Origin of the sequence: Lyngbya sp. CCAP 1446/10 (assembly GCF_026130175.1) — a bacterium.
Lineage (GTDB): Bacteria > Cyanobacteriota > Cyanobacteriia > Cyanobacteriales > Microcoleaceae > Microcoleus.
Map to the genome: position 1 here is coordinate 14,007 of NZ_JAIGNI010000039.1, position 14,787 is coordinate 28,793.

Consider the following 14,787-nt stretch of genomic DNA (forward strand, 5'->3'; position numbering starts at 1 on the left):
CAACTACATTATTAATCGCCATGTCAGCCGGACGCAAACTCTACGAAGGCAAAGCCAAAATCCTCTACTCCACCGAAGACAGCGAAATTTTGCTGACCCACTTCAAAGACGACGCCACCGCCTTTAACGCCCAGAAACGGGGCAGCATCACCGGCAAAGGCGAAATCAACAATGCCATATCCGCCCACCTGTTTCGGATGCTAGAAGCCAAAGGCATACCCACCCACTTCATCGACACGCCCGCCCCCAATCAAATGCGAGTCTGCCGCGTCCGCATCTTGCCCTTAGAAGTCGTCGTCAGAAACATTGCCGCCGGTAGTCTGTGCAAACAAACCGGAATCGCCCTCGGTACAATTGTCAATCCGTCGCTGGTCGAGTTTTATTACAAAAACGACGATTTGGGAGACCCGCTGTTGACCCGCGGCCGATTGCAGTTAATGCAGCTAGCCACCCCGGAACAAGTAGACCAACTAGAAATCGCCGCCCGCGAAATTAACGAAATACTCAAAGAATTTTTCACCCAGTGCGGCATTACCCTGGTAGACTTCAAACTGGAATTTGGTATCGACCAACATCAAAATTTGATTCTCGCCGACGAAATCAGTCCCGACACCTGCCGCCTGTGGGACAACGCAGAAACCGACCCCGACGCCCGTGTGATGGACAAAGACCGATTCCGCCGCGACTTGGGATCGGTAGAAACCGCTTACCAGCAAGTTCTCCAGCGGGTTCTAGCTCAGAAAGTCTAGAGGCTTGAAATGCGCTACAATTGCGCAGTTTGTAACCGTTATACCTTCGATGTCAGCAATCAGCGGTCAACAGTCATCAATTAGCGGTCAGCGCGAAATTCAACCGACTTAATCACTAATGACTAATGGCTAATGACTAATGACTAATGACGAATAATGTGGTGTGTGTCGATTGCCCAAAAGAGTGAACAAAAATGCGCTTATCTGCTGTATTGGTGGCAGTTCTTACTGTCTCAGCAACATTCGGACTATCAAATTCGGCAAGCGGTCAAACATCCTACTCTGAATCAACAGAGGAAGCTTTGACTGCCGTTACCCCCGCCCCGTCGATCGAATTATCCGATCGCCCCGTTCCAGAATTAACCCAAAATCTTCCTCAAAACCGCAAAGCAGCTAAAAGCAGCAAAGCGGAAGCCCTAAAAATAGTGGCGGCCCCTGGTAGAGGAGAGAACGATCGCGAACCCCCAAACCGAGTCACAGACCCGGCAACCCCGGTTTCGCCCGTTGACCTGCAACTCAAACCTGAGATAGCATCCAATCCCCTCGCCTCTAGCAGCCAAAACGCTCTGCCAGAGGCACAAATGGCTAGCCCGCTCCCCCCCTCGGAGACCGCAGTTTTGCCCGCCTGGGTTGCGGTAGAGCCTCGGAAACAGGATGAATCAAGGGCGATCGCTCAAGACATCCAAGTTTCTCCCAGACAGGCCCCAGAAGTATCAGGGGCGATCGCTCAAAACGCCCAAATTCCCCCCATACCAGCCCCGACCAGGCCACCAGCTAACACCGTTCCGACATTGCCATCGGGCCCAGCAGCACCGCAGCCCAGACCAGCCCCCGCACCAGCCGGGGCAGCAGAACCGCAAGTGCTAGTTGCCGAAGTTACCATTACCGGGGCAACGGGAGACCTGCAAAGCGAGATTTACCGAGTCATCAGCACCCAACCGGGACGCACGACCAACCGCAGCCAACTGCAACAAGACATCAACGCCATTTTTGCCACAGGCTTTTTCAGAAACGTGCGGGCAGAACCCCAAGACACCCCATTGGGCGTGCGGGTGACTTTTATCGTGCAGCCAAATCCGGTGCTGCGGGGAGTCAAAATCACCGGTCAGCAAGTGCTGCCCCAAACCATAATTGACGACAGCTTCCGCGATCAGTACGGCAAAATTCTCAACCTCCGCCGCTTTGAGGAGGGAGTGAAAAAAATTAATGCTTGGTATCAAGAAAACGGCTATGTTTTGGGCCAAATCACTGATGCGCCGCAAGTCGCAGATGACGGTACTGTCACCCTGGTAGTGGCAGAAGGCCAGATCGAATCCGTTGATGTCCGCTTCCTGAGCAAGGAGGGAGAGGCAACGGATGCGACCGGTCAGCCGATCGGAGGTAACACCCGCCGTTATGTCATTACCCGCGAAGTACAACTCAAGCCCGGAGACATCTTTAACCGCACCAAGGCGGAAAGAGATTTGAGGCGAGTGTTTGGTTTGGGGATTTTTGAAGACGTGCGGCTGGCCTTGGAACCGGGAACTACTGACCCCCGCAAGGCAAGGGTAATTGTCAACGTCATTGAAAAAAATACTGGTTCTCTGGCTGCGGGTGCGGGTTTGAGTTCCGCGACGGGTTTGTTCGGTACGGTGAGTTACCAGCAGCAAAACTTGAACGGTAGGAACCAAAAATTGGGGGCTGAAGTACAAATCGGGGAACGCCAAACCCTGTTTGACTTGAGTTTTACTGACCCCTGGATTGCGGGCGATCCTTACCGGACTTCGTTCACGGCTAATGTTTTTAGAAGACGATCGATCAGCGTGATTTTTGACGGTGGCGAGAGAGAAGTCAGATTGGCAAATGACGATCGACCCCGCATCGTCCGCACCGGCGGCGGCATCAATTTTACCCGTCCCCTCTCGCGCGATCCTTTTGCAGATTCTGAGTGGATAGCTTCACTCGGTTTGCAGTACCAGCGAGTCTCAATTACCGATAGTAAAGGCAGACGAGAATCCAAAGACGAACTCGGCAACCAGCTAAGTTTTAGCAATTCCGGTTCCGACGACTTGACAACAATCCAAGCAGGTGCTGTGCGCGATCGGCGTAACGATCCCCTCCGCCCCACCAGCGGTTCCCTGCTCAGATTTGGCATGGAACAATCGATTCCTATAGGTTCCGGCAGCATCCTGCTCAACCGTCTGCGCGCCAGTTACAGCTTTTACCTACCAGTCAAGTACACTAACTTTACCGCAGGCCCCCAAACCCTGGCATTTAGTTTAAAAGCCGGCACCGTATTCGGAGATTTGCCTCCCTACGAAGCCTTTGCCTTGGGTGGCGCCAACTCGGTACGCGGATACAACGAAGGCGACATGGGAGCAGGCCGCAGCTTCCTAGAAGGCAGCGTGGAGTATCGTTTCCCGATTATTTCGTTTATCGGCGGAGCGCTATTTTTGGATGCTGGCACCGACTTGGGCACGGGCAAAGATGTCCCCGGCGACCCGGCAGGTGTCCGCAGAAAGCCCGGTAGCGGTTACGGTTACGGCGTCGGCGTGCGGATTCAATCTCCGTTAGGGCCGATCCGGATCGATTACGGTATCAACGACAGCGGCGACAATCAAATTCACTTTGGGATTGGTGAAAGATTCTAATTACAGTTGACAGTTGACAGTTGACAGTTGACAGTTGACAGTTGACAGTGGTCAGTTGGCAGTTGGCAGTTGGCAGTTGGCAGTTGGCAGTTGGCAGTTGGCAGTTGGCAGTTGGCAGTGGTCAGTTGGCAGTTGGCAGTGGTCAGTTGTTATTAGTTACGAGTAATAAGTAATAAGTAATTGGTAATGGGTGATTGGTAATTACTAATTCTTCCCCTCTTCCCTCTTCCTTCTTCCCTCTTCCCTCTTCCCTCTTCCCTCTTCCTTCTTCCTTCTTGCTTCTTCCTTCTTCCATGACTCAAAGTACCTTAAAATCTGAATTTGAATTGTCAGGAATTGGTTTGCACAGCGGCGCACAAACTCGCGTCCGAGTCTTGCCCGCTGCGGCTGGAGAAGGCCGCTATTTTGTCAGAATTGACTTGCCCGGTGCTCCGATAATTCTGGCAAAAATTGAGGCGGTTGGTCAGACTGCGCTTTCTACTGAACTGGTAGGTGCCGCAGGTGCTCAAATTCGCACTGTAGAGCATCTATTAGGCGCTTTGGCGGGGATGGGAGCGGATAATGCTCGAATTGAGGTGGATGGGCCGGAAGTGCCTCTGCTGGACGGTTCGGCTCAGGTTTGGGTAGAGGCGATCGCCCATACCGGCCTAATTGCTCAAGCATCCCAGGAAGATCAAATTTCCTCATTCGTCCTGACTGAGCCGATTTGGGTGCGTCACGGGGATGCTTTTGTTGCAGCCCTACCGTCGGATCAAACTCGGTTTAGCTACGGAATTGATTTTGAGGAACAGGCGATCGGCAATCAATGGTACAGTTGGTCGCCAGAGGTAGAAAGTTTTGCGACGGCGATCGCCCCAGCCCGCACTTTTGGACTTGCTCGGCAAGTTGAACAATTGCGACAAGCAGGTTTGATCAAAGGTGGTACCCTAGATAACGCCCTTGTTTGCGATCGATCCGGCTGGCTCAACCCGCCCTTGAGATTTCCCAACGAACCGGTGCGCCATAAAATCTTAGACTTAGTAGGCGACCTCAGTCTGTTGGGAACTTTGCCAAAAGCTCATTACTTGGCTTACAAAGCCAGTCACAACCTCCACGTCCAACTCGCCAAAGCCCTGAACTCCCAAGCTTCAGCCGTGCTACAACCAAGTTAGAACAGGTTCGAGCTTTCTTTACAGTTATAGTTTGCAGTTACAATTCACAACCCAAGACGCGATCCCTTGCCTTTATATAGCAACGGCGAAGGCGCTTAGGACGTTCTTAATTGCTGAAACCATTGCAGTGAATTTCTTCTCTGGCGACGACAACTAAAGCCTTCCTTCTTCCTTCTTCCTTCTTCCTTCTTCCTTCTTCCTTCCTTCTTCCTTCTTCCTTCTTCCTTCTTCCTTCTTCCTTCTTCTTTCTTCCATACCACACTCAAAAGTCTTCAAGCAATGTCCACGCTGACTGAAGTTAACACCCTCAATACTGCCAATTCTGAATCCGTTCCCACCGAAAACGGCGAAGATTCTCCAGCGGTTAAATCTACTTTTACTCTCGAAGAAATTCAGAAAATATTACCTCACCGCTATCCCTTTGCACTGGTAGACAAGATTGTTGATTATGTGCCGGGAGTGCGGGCTGTAGGAATTAAAAATGTGACTTTCAACGAACCACATTTTCAAGGGCATTTCCCCGGAAGACCGATTATGCCTGGGGTCTTGATTGTCGAAGCGATGGCTCAAGTTGGCGGTATTGTTCTCGCTCAGTTACCGGACATCGAGCAAGGATTGTGGATGTTTACCGGGATTGATAAAGTCAAGTTCCGCCGTCAAGTAGTACCGGGCGATCAGTTGCTGATGACTCTAGAATTGCTGTGGGTAAAACGCCGTCGCTTCGGAAAAATGCAGGCGATTGCTGAAGTAGATGGACAAAAAGTCTGTGAAGGAGAATTGACGTTTTCGATGGTAGATTAAATTTGCTAATGAGGAATTGGCAATGGAAATTGGTAATGGAAATTGGTAATGGGTAATGGGGAATGGGTAATGGGTAATAGCTAACAACTAATAACGGTTTGGCTAAGCAAAAATGCAAATTATCAATTATCAATTACTAATTACTAATTACCATCTAAGTAAATCCACCTAATTAAATAACGTAAAATACTGGTCGCTAAAAAGCTTGCTGTGTATATCTTCTTCCTTCTTCCTTCTTCCTTCTTCCTTCTTCCTTCTTCCTTCTTCCTTCTTCTTCCTTCTTCCTTCTTCCTTCTTCCTTCTTCCTTCTACTTAAAAACTGACAAATGCTTACTTTGATTCACCCAACTGCTGTGATTCATCCCCGCGCCGACCTGCACCCGACTGTAGAAGTGGGCGCTTATGCTGTAATTGGGGAAAGAGTGAAAATCGGGCCGGAGACTAAGATTGGTGCCCATGCAATTATCGACGGACTAACAGAAATAGGTGCTCATAATCAAATTTTCCCTGGTGCGGCGATTGGTTTGGAACCTCAAGATTTGAAATATGAGGGTTCTCTGACTAGGGTGACAATTGGCGACAACAATGTGATTCGGGAATATGTGACAATTAACCGCGCTACTGGAGCGGGGGAAAGCACCACAATTGGCAATCATAATCTATTGATGGCCTATGTTCATGTTGGTCATAATTGCGATATTGCCGATCGAGTAATCATCGCCAACGCCGTAGCCCTCGCCGGACACGTTAAAATTGAGTCCCAAGCCCGACTCAGCGGGGTTTTGGGCGTGCACCAGTTTGTCCACATCGGCCGCTTATCCATGATCGGTGGCTTGAGCAGGATCGATCGAGACGTGCCCCCTTATATGCTAGTCGAGGGGAATCCTTCGAGAGTGCGAGCTATCAACAAAATAGGCCTCGAACGCGCCGGTTTAACCCCAGAAGATTTGCTAGTTTTAAAGAAAACTTTTCGGATTTTATACCATTCTGGCTACACTCTCAATCAAGCTTTAGAACAGTTTGATTTGTTACCGGAAAACCCCCACTTGCTGCACCTGCGGAGATTTATACAGCAGTCTATCAGCAAAGGGCGGCGCGGTTTGATTCCTAGCAAGAAGTGAATCATCCTAAATCTGGGTTAAATAAGACTCGGCGGTTGAAACCGCGACTATACAAACAAAGTCCGCAGCAGAGGGGGACTCAAGAATTAAGACTCGGCGGTTGAAACCGCGACTATACAAACAAAGTCCGCAGCAGAGGGGGACTCAAGAATTAAGAGGTATTAAAGCCAAATTGGTTATGAGGTAGAATGAAGCTATTAACTAAACGATTGTTAAGTTATGAATGTATATACTTCAGTCAAATATACATCTCCTGAAACAGAACAAGATGCCTGCATCAGATTTTCAGATGTTAGCTGGGAGCAATTTGAAGCGATAGAATCAGCGTTTAAAGATATTGGCAATGTAAAATTTTTCTATCTCGATCGCATCCTGCAACTTATGACTGTCTCGCCGGAACACGAAATCATCAAAAAAACTCTCTGTATGCTGTTAGAGGCATACATGAGAGCAAGCGGGATTCGATTTTATGGCAAGGGCGGGCCGACTCTGGGTAACAGAGATTTGGGAGGTAGAAAAGAGCCGGACGATTCCTATGACATAGGAACCCCAAAAATAGTCCCAGATATTGCTATTGAAATGGTAATTACTAGCAGTGGAATAGACACTCTAGAATTTTACAAACGATTGGGAGTTCGGGAAGTTTGGTTTAGGCAAAACCACCAGTTATCTATCTACTACTTGAGATGTGAAAATTACGAGAAAATTACCCGCAGTAAATTTTCCCCTGAACTCGATTTAGAATTACTGCTGCGCTGTGCTAATATGCCAGATCAATATGATGCTGTGACTGAATTGCTAGAACAAATCTCACCTGTTTAAAGCCAGAGTTAAATTAACAAATATGAAAATTTTTATCAGCACTGGTGAGGTTTCGGGCGATTTGCAAGGAGCTTTGTTAGTTGCTGCCTTAAAACGTCATGCTGTCGCCGCTGGTTTGGAGTTGGAAATAACTGCATTGGGCGGGCCGCAAATGGCGGAAGCTGGGGCTACTATTTTAGGCGATACTGTGGGCATTGGTTCTATGGGTATTATAGAATCTATACCCTATATTTGGCCAACGATCGCAGTTCAGCAAATAGCTAAACAATATCTAAAAAAATCACCCCCCGATGTTGTTGTATTGATTGATTATTTGACTCCAAATCTCGGTATTGGTAGCTACATTCGCCGCTATTTGCCGGATTTGCCTGTGGTTTGGTACATCGCACCTCAAGAATGGGTTTGCTCGATTTCTCCTCGCAATACTGAATTGATTGTCAATATTGCCGATCGCATTTTGGCGATTTTCCCCGAAGAAGCTCGTTACTATCGCGCAAAAGGCTCTCAAGTCAGTTGGGTTGGCCATCCTTTGGTGGATAGAATGCAATCTGCGCCCAGCCGGGAAATTGCCCGCAAAACTTTGGGAATTGAGCCGGAACAGGTGTCAGTCGCTCTAATTCCCGCTTCTAGAAAGCAAGAACTCAAGTACCTGATGCCGGTGATATTTGAGGCTGCTCGAATTATTCAAGATAAATTGCCGGAGGTTCATTTCTGGATTCCGGTTTCTCAAGCAGCTTTTCGCAGCAAAATCGAACAAGCTATTGGGAATTATGGTTTGCGGGCTACTTTGTTGGAAAATCAAAATCTGGAAATCTTGGCTGCTGCCGACTTTGCGATCGCCAAATCTGGTACTGTTAATTTGGAATTAGCTTTGCTCGACGTTCCGCAAGTTGTAGCCTACCGCGTCAGTCGGATTACGGCGATTATTGCTCGCCACGTTCTGAAATTGTCGATTCCTTTTATCTCTCCGCCCAATTTGGTGCAAATGAAGCCGATCGTCCCAGAGTTGCTGCAAGACGAGGCTACTGTGGAAAATATAGTTTTCCATGCCCTGGAATTGCTGCAAAATGCCGATCAACGCCAGCAAACCTTGGCGGATTATCGGGAAATGCGGGAAAGTCTCGGAGATGTCGGTGTGTGCGATCGCGCGGCTGCCGAAATAATCAAAAATGTTAAAATAAATACAGCTTCTTAAAACAATTTTACTATTGAAATGTTATGCCTAGCTATCGGAAAAAGCGACCGATCGCTGTTGATTTATTTGCCGGCGCAGGCGGCATGACGCTGGGCTTTGAACAAGCAGGTTTTGATGTACTTGCATCAGTCGATATTGACCCCATCCACTGCGCCACCCACGAATTCAATTTCCCGATGTGTTCTGTATTGTGCAAAGATGTCTCAAAGCTGACAGGATCGGAAATTAGGAAACAATCTGCGATCGGCAGGCGCGAAATCGACGTAGTAATCAGCGGTTCGCCCTGTCAAGGATTCTCGCTGATGGGCAAGCGCGATGTAGACGATCCGCGAAATTCTCTGATTTTCCACTTTCAACGCTTAGTTTTGGAGCTAAAACCCAAGTTTTTTGTTATGGAAAATGTGCCGGGAATTGTGGCGGGCGAACACAAAGAACTCCTGAATATTTTAATTAGCTCTTTTCTGGAAGCAGGCTATCAAGTAGAAGAAAAATATCAAGTTCTCAACGCCGCTCATTACGGAGTACCACAAGCTCGCAAACGATTGTTTCTGATTGGTTGCAAAAAAGACTACGATCTGCCAAAATATCCTCAGCCAACTACTTTTTTGCCTAAAAAGAAACTTCCTAAACGCTATAAAAAAGTTAATTTACCTGCTGTACCGACAGTTTGGGATGCGATTGGAGATTTGCCGGAAGTAGAAAAGTACAGCGAGTTACTGCACCGAGATTGGGTAATAGCGGAGTACGGAAAGTGCAGCAGCGATTACGCGAGTTTGTTGCGTGGATTCGATGATTTTGAAAATGATTATGCTTACGATCGCCAGTACGATCGACAAATCCTCTCATGCAGTCGGCGCACCAAACATTCTCCCGAATGTATGGAAAGGTTTGCAGCCGCAGCCTACGGCGAAAAAGAGCCGATCAGCCGTTTTTACAAGCTGCACCCTGACGGAGTTTGCAACACTCTCAGGGCGGGAACCGACAGGGCGAGGGGCGCTTATACTTCGCCAAGGCCAATTCACCCGATCGCGCCTCGGTGCATTACAGTCAGAGAAGCAGCGCGATTGCATTCCTATCCTGACTGGTTTAGATTTCACGTCACAAAATGGCACGGTTTTCGCCAAGTCGGAAATTCTGTACCGCCACTATTGGCGAAAGCTGTAGCAGCGCAGATTATTAGCGCTTTGGGCGTGAAAGTAACCAAGCCGAGTTTCAAGTTTCTGATTGGAGATGATTCGTTACTTAAACTAAATTGGTCGGAAGCAGAACAATATTATCTGAAAGTCTAGACTAAGACGATGCGCGTGTTCAAGTAAGCGCGGGCTGCCCTACCCTGTATCATTTAGCACAAATCGATGACTGGGACGAGATGTCCCCGGTAGTTAAACAAACCGGGAATGTATTCGGGCGCGTTGTGGAGTTTTTGCAACGTGACAGTGGGAACTACTTCGACTACGCGCCTGCTATCTGCGGCATAGCGATCGTCCCCTACATAAAATAGCAACATCAACATAGGGATACCATTGGAGATTTGAGATTCTGAAAGTCTGCCGGGAAAACATTTTGAGAAATTTCGCTTAGTTTTGCAACAATTAGGAGTCTTTTGGCATTCTAGAGCTATCGTGTAAAAAGTGTATTTTCAGGAGACTACTATGGGTTGGTTTAAAAGACTGTTCGGACTCGAAAAGCCTGAAGCCCCGGCTGAACCGATGGCACAAGTAGTACAGCAAGCAGCACAAGCGCAATCCATCGCTCCTGCTAAAGTCGGCCCAGACGGAAATTTTGACGAAAGTGGCCTGGCGAAGCGGGTGGCTTTGGCTTTTGACGGCGATTCAGCAGTTGCTGATATCGAGACTGTTTATGTGGCTCAGCTCAGCAGCACGGTTGTTCTCAAAGGTCAAGTTCCCAGTCAGGAAATTCTCGACAAGTTAGTGGCGATCGCCTCTGCTGAAGAGGGCGCAACAAACGTACAAACCGATCAAGTGACAGTCGGGTAGTTCTTCGGATCTCAATCTGTTTCGCTCTGAGTACGATCGAATTAGTCAAAGCTCGATTAAACCCGCTACGGCGGGTTTTTTCCTGCCTTCTCCCCCTCAAAATATTAATTCTTGTAAAAAAACGCATTTTAGTCCAAAAACAGTATAATTGAATACAGAAACTAAAATAGTTGTAGCTAGCAAAAGCAAACCTGACCTAACGACCGTTTTTATCTGAATATAAGGATCGAAAAATATGCAACTGACTTATCGCGGCGCAAACTACGAGTACGATATTCCGACAGTCGATATACTAGAAGGCGAAGTCGCGGGCAAATATCGGGGTCAAGACTGGAACTATCGGTATCCGAGACACCTTGCAGTCCCCAAAAAATACGGGGGCGTCAACTCTAGCACAAAGCAAGATTTTCAAGCCCAGAAGGATGTCGTAGCAGCTAGCGCACCTTACTCGGCGGTTGAATCTTCGCCGACATTTGCGGACTTGGCGCAAGTTCACCGGGTGCATATTTGTAATATTCTCGATCGTAGGCAGCAAGTAGCGAAAGCCAAGGGCGATGAAAGATTGCTGCGCTTGCTAGAAAAAGAGTGGAAGCAAATGGCTTGTTAGGAAATAGCTTCAGAAAATACAGCGTTTGTTAAGAGGGGAAAGTTGAGTTAAGCTCAATTTCCCCTTTTTGGTGTTGTTTGGGCGATCTTTTTCAACCCTGGAAGCGAGATTAATTGTCGGGATTTGGGGTGATGCGAAGTTGAGAAGGGCGATCGATCTCCTCAACACTCTTTCGGCTACGATTAGCTTTGACGATTAACTCAATGCCCTGAACTATCATTCCCTGAATCACATTGAGGGCGGGTTTCCCAGATACTACATCGAGATTGCCCTGCACATCAATGATGACTGCTTGCAGGATAAATGCACTTGCGATCGCTTTGCGGATGAACTTGTCTTGATTGCTTTGGCTGTTGTTTTTCATGTTCGGAACCTTGTTTGATTAACTACATCAACAGGATCTCTTTGGGGTTGTAAGCTTAATCAAGTCGTAGCGATCGCAACGAAAAGTCTTGTAAAATATGGATAGTAGGGGTTTGGGGTGGTAGCGACAATTTGGGGTAGCCCCAAACTTTGTGGTAATTTTTTGGACTGCTATGGCTAAATATACTTATGGTTCAGAGGTGAAAATGCGAGTGCAGCGCCTGTTGGAGGCGTTGCTTGCTTTTGTCAATTGGGAAGTTGAGGGCAGTTTTAAAATTGAATTCAAGTGGGAAGCAGAAGACAGTACCAACCCCAAGCTAATTTTCAAAACAACGCTGGTAGCTTTGGAACAACTGACAGCGAAAGACAAACATCCTGGCAAGTTAACTAAAACTCAGATTCGAGAAGCGCTAAATTTACTGAAAAAATTTTTGAAGATTCTGGAGGACAACCGCACTCAAACCAAGGGAGTTGATACCTGGCATTTCACGTTGACGCTATGGTCAAAAGATCGGGAAAAGAACCTCAAGCAGTTTGATAAGGCGTGGGAAGATAGCAGGCCAGAGAAATCTAAAGCTTTAGCAGCTAATTCTCAAAAATCGGATAAGTTTGACTGGCGCGATATCTGCCACGATCGCTTAGAAAAGCAAAAGCAACTGACAACCAATCGGCTGATGCTTGCTAAGGCGATGGTATTTAATCTCGACGATATTGATGTAGATTTGGCATTAGTCGAACGCAAAAAGCCAGACAAACGGAGTGAGGACGATCGTCCTGAAAAATCCCGGTTTTATCAGCCAGACTACGAAGAAACCGAGAAACTGGAATACCAAGAATTTCTTGCCAAAGTCCTGAAATCCAATCAAACCAATAAAATTGCAGTAATTGGAGAAGCGGGTGCAGGTAAAACCACACTCCTGCAAAAGATTGCTTTCTGGATATTGGAAAAGACAGATTATTTGCCGATTTGGATACCTTTGGGAAATTTGCCAACCCCAGCGCCACAGCTAAAAGAATATCTCCTAAATCGTTGGCTGGAAGATGCGATATTTAGTGTCACGCCAGAAATCAAAGCTAATTTTGAAAAACAGTTAACGGCTGGGAAGGTATGGCTGCTGCTGGATGGCGTGGATGAGATGGCTGCGTCGGGTAATCCTCTCACATTTGTTGATGAATGGATACCAGATTGGAGTCAGCATTTGCCTGTGATACTGATTTGTAGGCTGAATGTTTGGGAAGCAAATCCTTATGCTCTCAATGGCTTTCAAACCTATCGCACGTTGTGGTTTAGCGAAGAGAAAGTCAAGCAGTTTATTGATGATGGTTTTAAAAAAAGTGATCCCGCACTAGGGATTCAGTTGCAAGAGGCATTAAACCAACCCGGAAAAGAACGAATCAAAGATTTGGTGAGAAATCCCCTGCGGTTAATGCTGTTGTGTTCGATTTGGTATTTGCTAGATGGCAAGTTACCCGATACCAAGGCAGAACTTTACCAGCAGTATGTGGAGGAAGTTTACAGGTGGAAAGAAGAGGAATTTCGTATAACACCTGAAGAGAAAAAGCAACTAAACATCAAGTTGAAAGAATTGGCATTACAAGCAATTAAATATGAAGGGAACCGATTTTGTTTGCAACATAAGTTCATTGAAAGTGTATTTAACAATGATTCTTTGTTCCAATTGGCGCTCAAAGTCTGCTGGCTGAATCCAGTGGGAGTAGATGCAAAAAATCCCCTTAAACCTGTCTACGCTTTCTACCATCCCACGTTTGAGGAATATTTCGCCGCGACTGCGATTGATGATTGGAGCTTTTTTTTACCCCGCCAACATCAAGATAAACCCCTTGCAGATAAATACCGCATTTTTGAACCCAAGTGGGAAGAGGTGATTTTGCTGTGGTTGGGGCGTGATGAGGAAATAATAAATAAGCAGAAAGAAGAGTTTATCACGGCATTGGTAGAGTTTAATGATGGGTGTGGAGTTTTTTATGGGTATCGAGCATTTTTTACAGCAGCCAAAGGAATAGCAGAGGTTGAACAATATGCCTCAAGATTAGAGATTGTCAAAAAAATTGTTCATTGGAGTTTTGGTTATTTGAGTGGAGAACTGAATGAATGGCTCACAGATGTTCCTGCTCATATTGTAGATGCCGCAAAAAAAATACTGCGCGAAACTAATCGTTCCTCTGTAATTTCGCACTTAACCGACTTGCTTAATAGTCCCAATGAGTATATTCGTATCGAAGTAGCTGATATTTTGGGGCAATTTATTCCTGGACACCCAGCAGCAGTTGAATGTTTAATTAACTTAATCCAAACCAGTTATATTCCAGGTGTCCGTATGAAAGCGGTTATGGTTTTGGCAAATATTGGCAAGGATAATCAGGAGAGAATTACGCATATGGTTAAGCTCATACATACCAGTTGCGATCCGCTTGTCCATAGTATTGCCGCTCAGAGTTTGGGGAAAAGCGATCCCAACCATCCCGATGCAATTCTTTTCACGGTTACTATTGAACCTAATTCTTTTGAAGAGTCTTCGGAATCCAAAGAAATTGAAACGAACCACGAAGATACAATCAAATTATTAATTAGTAATATTCGCACCAGTTCTGATGAATCAATCAATTTTGAGGTTGTTCAAAGTTTAAGGCATATAATTAAATTGCACCCATCAAAGCCCGCAGTATCAGCTTTAAAACAAAACCTACATATTCAAGTTAACGATGATAAAGGTTTTAAGCTTCACCAAATTTGCTGTGAATTTCTCTGGTACTGCGCCCAAAATCTGCCCTACCCCGACTTCTATCAAGCTTGGCACCCAGACACCATTCCCAACTCCGCAACAGCAAGCCTCAACTTAGCAAACTTACCCCAAATCCTTACCGAAGCCATTAATAATCAACCCGATTTATGCAGCAAAGTAAAACTAATTTGCATCGACACTCACCAATTCATCGAACCCGAAAACCCCGCCCCAGAAATTTACGATGAGATGCAAAATCAAAATTGTCCAGAGTGGCAGAATGGGTATCCAGATACCATGCAAAAACTCAAACTGTATTGGAATTTCCTGGGCCGCCAAAGCGAAATTCCCCTATTTTTCATCTGCTACGATTCCACAGCACTCTCACCCACACCCACAGGATTTAGCGCTTTATTTCTGAAAGCTTTAAGCAAATTCGATCGCGCGATTTGCATAGTATGCGAAACAGAGCATATTCCGCTACAAACTTTTTCACCCAGTCAACCGAACTTAATTGCAGAGATTGTCGCGTGGATGAGACAGAAAATGATGGAAAATATGTAGGGTCGATTGCCTCTTAGTTGTAAAATGCGATATGATTAAACTA

General features: G+C 46.5%; 16 protein-coding genes. 12 read left to right on the forward strand and 4 right to left on the reverse strand.

Annotated features, from left to right (window positions below):
• The first annotated feature begins 20 nt into the window (after nucleotides 1–20).
• From purC to K4039_RS17010, 3 genes are all read left to right on the forward strand, one after another.
• Nucleotides 21–749, forward strand: coding sequence for a phosphoribosylaminoimidazolesuccinocarboxamide synthase (gene purC, locus K4039_RS17000; RefSeq protein ID WP_265236768.1), 729 nt, complete (start codon nucleotides 21–23; stop codon nucleotides 747–749).
• Between the two features lie 194 nt (nucleotides 750–943).
• Nucleotides 944–3,379: a BamA/TamA family outer membrane protein gene (locus K4039_RS17005; protein ID WP_265236770.1), complete on the forward strand. Its 2,436-nt coding sequence runs from the start codon at nucleotides 944–946 to the stop codon at nucleotides 3,377–3,379.
• 34 nt (nucleotides 3,380–3,413) lie between these two features.
• Complete coding sequence (locus tag K4039_RS17010) at nucleotides 3,414–3,545, forward strand: hypothetical protein (protein WP_265236772.1); 132 nt, start codon at nucleotides 3,414–3,416, stop codon at nucleotides 3,543–3,545.
• Here the strand turns inward: K4039_RS17010 and K4039_RS17015 are convergent.
• The gene (locus K4039_RS17015; RefSeq protein ID WP_265236773.1) at nucleotides 3,522–3,674 is read right to left on the reverse strand and encodes a hypothetical protein; all 153 of its coding nucleotides are present in this window, start codon (nucleotides 3,672–3,674) and stop codon (nucleotides 3,522–3,524) included. The genes K4039_RS17010 and K4039_RS17015 overlap by 24 nt on opposite strands.
• Between K4039_RS17015 and lpxC the strand changes: the two genes are divergently transcribed.
• Nucleotides 3,673–4,530: a UDP-3-O-acyl-N-acetylglucosamine deacetylase gene (lpxC, locus tag K4039_RS17020; protein WP_265236775.1), complete on the forward strand. Its 858-nt coding sequence runs from the start codon at nucleotides 3,673–3,675 to the stop codon at nucleotides 4,528–4,530. The genes K4039_RS17015 and lpxC overlap by 2 nt on opposite strands.
• A gap of 106 nt (nucleotides 4,531–4,636) precedes the next feature.
• On the opposite strand, the gene K4039_RS17025 is transcribed toward lpxC, so the two are convergent.
• Nucleotides 4,637–4,792 (reverse strand): hypothetical protein, encoded by a 156-nt coding sequence (locus K4039_RS17025; protein WP_265236778.1) that lies wholly within the window; start codon nucleotides 4,790–4,792, stop codon nucleotides 4,637–4,639.
• Between the two features lie 17 nt (nucleotides 4,793–4,809).
• Between K4039_RS17025 and fabZ the strand changes: the two genes are divergently transcribed.
• The 5 genes from fabZ (at nucleotide 4,810) to K4039_RS17050 (ending at nucleotide 9,758) form a co-directional block, all read left to right on the forward strand.
• A complete protein-coding gene (gene fabZ / locus K4039_RS17030) occupies nucleotides 4,810–5,331 on the forward strand; it encodes a 3-hydroxyacyl-ACP dehydratase FabZ (protein ID WP_265236780.1) in 522 nt (173 codons plus the stop codon).
• 326 nt (nucleotides 5,332–5,657) lie between these two features.
• Nucleotides 5,658–6,452: an acyl-ACP--UDP-N-acetylglucosamine O-acyltransferase gene (gene lpxA, locus K4039_RS17035; RefSeq protein ID WP_265236782.1), complete on the forward strand. Its 795-nt coding sequence runs from the start codon at nucleotides 5,658–5,660 to the stop codon at nucleotides 6,450–6,452.
• Between the two features lie 219 nt (nucleotides 6,453–6,671).
• Nucleotides 6,672–7,274 carry a Uma2 family endonuclease gene (locus tag K4039_RS17040; protein ID WP_265236784.1) on the forward strand — a complete coding sequence of 201 codons (603 nt, stop codon included), beginning with the start codon at nucleotides 6,672–6,674 and terminating at the stop codon, nucleotides 7,272–7,274.
• A 22-nt stretch (nucleotides 7,275–7,296) separates the two neighbouring features.
• On the forward strand, nucleotides 7,297–8,469 hold the full coding sequence (gene lpxB, locus K4039_RS17045) for a lipid-A-disaccharide synthase (protein WP_265236786.1): 1,173 nt from the start codon (nucleotides 7,297–7,299) through the stop codon (nucleotides 8,467–8,469).
• Nucleotides 8,470–8,492: 23 nt separating this feature from the next.
• Nucleotides 8,493–9,758, forward strand: a complete 1,266-nt coding sequence (locus tag K4039_RS17050; protein ID WP_265236787.1) for a DNA cytosine methyltransferase — start codon at nucleotides 8,493–8,495, stop codon at nucleotides 9,756–9,758.
• Nucleotides 9,759–9,811: 53 nt separating this feature from the next.
• On the opposite strand, the gene K4039_RS17055 is transcribed toward K4039_RS17050, so the two are convergent.
• Nucleotides 9,812–9,982 carry a chemotaxis protein CheW gene (locus tag K4039_RS17055; protein WP_265236789.1) on the reverse strand — a complete coding sequence of 57 codons (171 nt, stop codon included), beginning with the start codon at nucleotides 9,980–9,982 and terminating at the stop codon, nucleotides 9,812–9,814.
• A 139-nt stretch (nucleotides 9,983–10,121) separates the two neighbouring features.
• On the opposite strand from K4039_RS17055, the gene K4039_RS17060 reads away from it, so the two are divergent.
• Nucleotides 10,122–10,466, forward strand: a complete 345-nt coding sequence (locus K4039_RS17060) for a BON domain-containing protein (protein ID WP_265236791.1) — start codon at nucleotides 10,122–10,124, stop codon at nucleotides 10,464–10,466.
• 235 nt (nucleotides 10,467–10,701) lie between these two features.
• The gene (locus K4039_RS17065) at nucleotides 10,702–11,073 is read left to right on the forward strand and encodes a DUF4278 domain-containing protein (protein ID WP_265236793.1); all 372 of its coding nucleotides are present in this window, start codon (nucleotides 10,702–10,704) and stop codon (nucleotides 11,071–11,073) included.
• A 109-nt stretch (nucleotides 11,074–11,182) separates the two neighbouring features.
• Here K4039_RS17065 and K4039_RS17070 read toward each other — a convergent pair whose 3' ends face one another.
• On the reverse strand, nucleotides 11,183–11,437 hold the full coding sequence (locus K4039_RS17070; RefSeq protein WP_265236795.1) for a hypothetical protein: 255 nt from the start codon (nucleotides 11,435–11,437) through the stop codon (nucleotides 11,183–11,185).
• A 172-nt stretch (nucleotides 11,438–11,609) separates the two neighbouring features.
• Here K4039_RS17070 and K4039_RS17075 point away from each other — a divergent pair, with 172 nt between their 5' ends.
• Complete coding sequence (locus K4039_RS17075; RefSeq protein WP_265236797.1) at nucleotides 11,610–14,744, forward strand: HEAT repeat domain-containing protein; 3,135 nt, start codon at nucleotides 11,610–11,612, stop codon at nucleotides 14,742–14,744.
• Nucleotides 14,745–14,787 lie beyond the last annotated feature (43 nt).

Bases quoted from the DNA above. Each gene is read 5' to 3' on its own strand.
- purC (WP_265236768.1), top strand. From the start codon at position 21: ATGTCAGCCGGACGCAAACTCTACGAAGGCAAAGCCAAAATCCTCTAC.
- K4039_RS17005 (WP_265236770.1), top strand. From the start codon at position 944: ATGCGCTTATCTGCTGTATTGGTGGCAGTTCTTACTGTCTCAGCAACA.
- lpxC (WP_265236775.1), top strand. From the start codon at position 3,673: ATGACTCAAAGTACCTTAAAATCTGAATTTGAATTGTCAGGAATTGGT.
- K4039_RS17015 (WP_265236773.1), bottom strand. From the start codon at position 3,674: ATGGAAGAAGGAAGAAGCAAGAAGGAAGAAGGAAGAGGGAAGAGGGAA.
- fabZ (WP_265236780.1), top strand. From the start codon at position 4,810: ATGTCCACGCTGACTGAAGTTAACACCCTCAATACTGCCAATTCTGAA.
- lpxA (WP_265236782.1), top strand. From the start codon at position 5,658: ATGCTTACTTTGATTCACCCAACTGCTGTGATTCATCCCCGCGCCGAC.
- K4039_RS17040 (WP_265236784.1), top strand. From the start codon at position 6,672: ATGAATGTATATACTTCAGTCAAATATACATCTCCTGAAACAGAACAA.
- lpxB (WP_265236786.1), top strand. From the start codon at position 7,297: ATGAAAATTTTTATCAGCACTGGTGAGGTTTCGGGCGATTTGCAAGGA.
- K4039_RS17050 (WP_265236787.1), top strand. From the start codon at position 8,493: ATGCCTAGCTATCGGAAAAAGCGACCGATCGCTGTTGATTTATTTGCC.
- K4039_RS17055 (WP_265236789.1), bottom strand. From the start codon at position 9,982: ATGTTGATGTTGCTATTTTATGTAGGGGACGATCGCTATGCCGCAGAT.
- K4039_RS17060 (WP_265236791.1), top strand. From the start codon at position 10,122: ATGGGTTGGTTTAAAAGACTGTTCGGACTCGAAAAGCCTGAAGCCCCG.
- K4039_RS17065 (WP_265236793.1), top strand. From the start codon at position 10,702: ATGCAACTGACTTATCGCGGCGCAAACTACGAGTACGATATTCCGACA.
- K4039_RS17070 (WP_265236795.1), bottom strand. From the start codon at position 11,437: ATGAAAAACAACAGCCAAAGCAATCAAGACAAGTTCATCCGCAAAGCG.
- K4039_RS17075 (WP_265236797.1), top strand. From the start codon at position 11,610: ATGGCTAAATATACTTATGGTTCAGAGGTGAAAATGCGAGTGCAGCGC.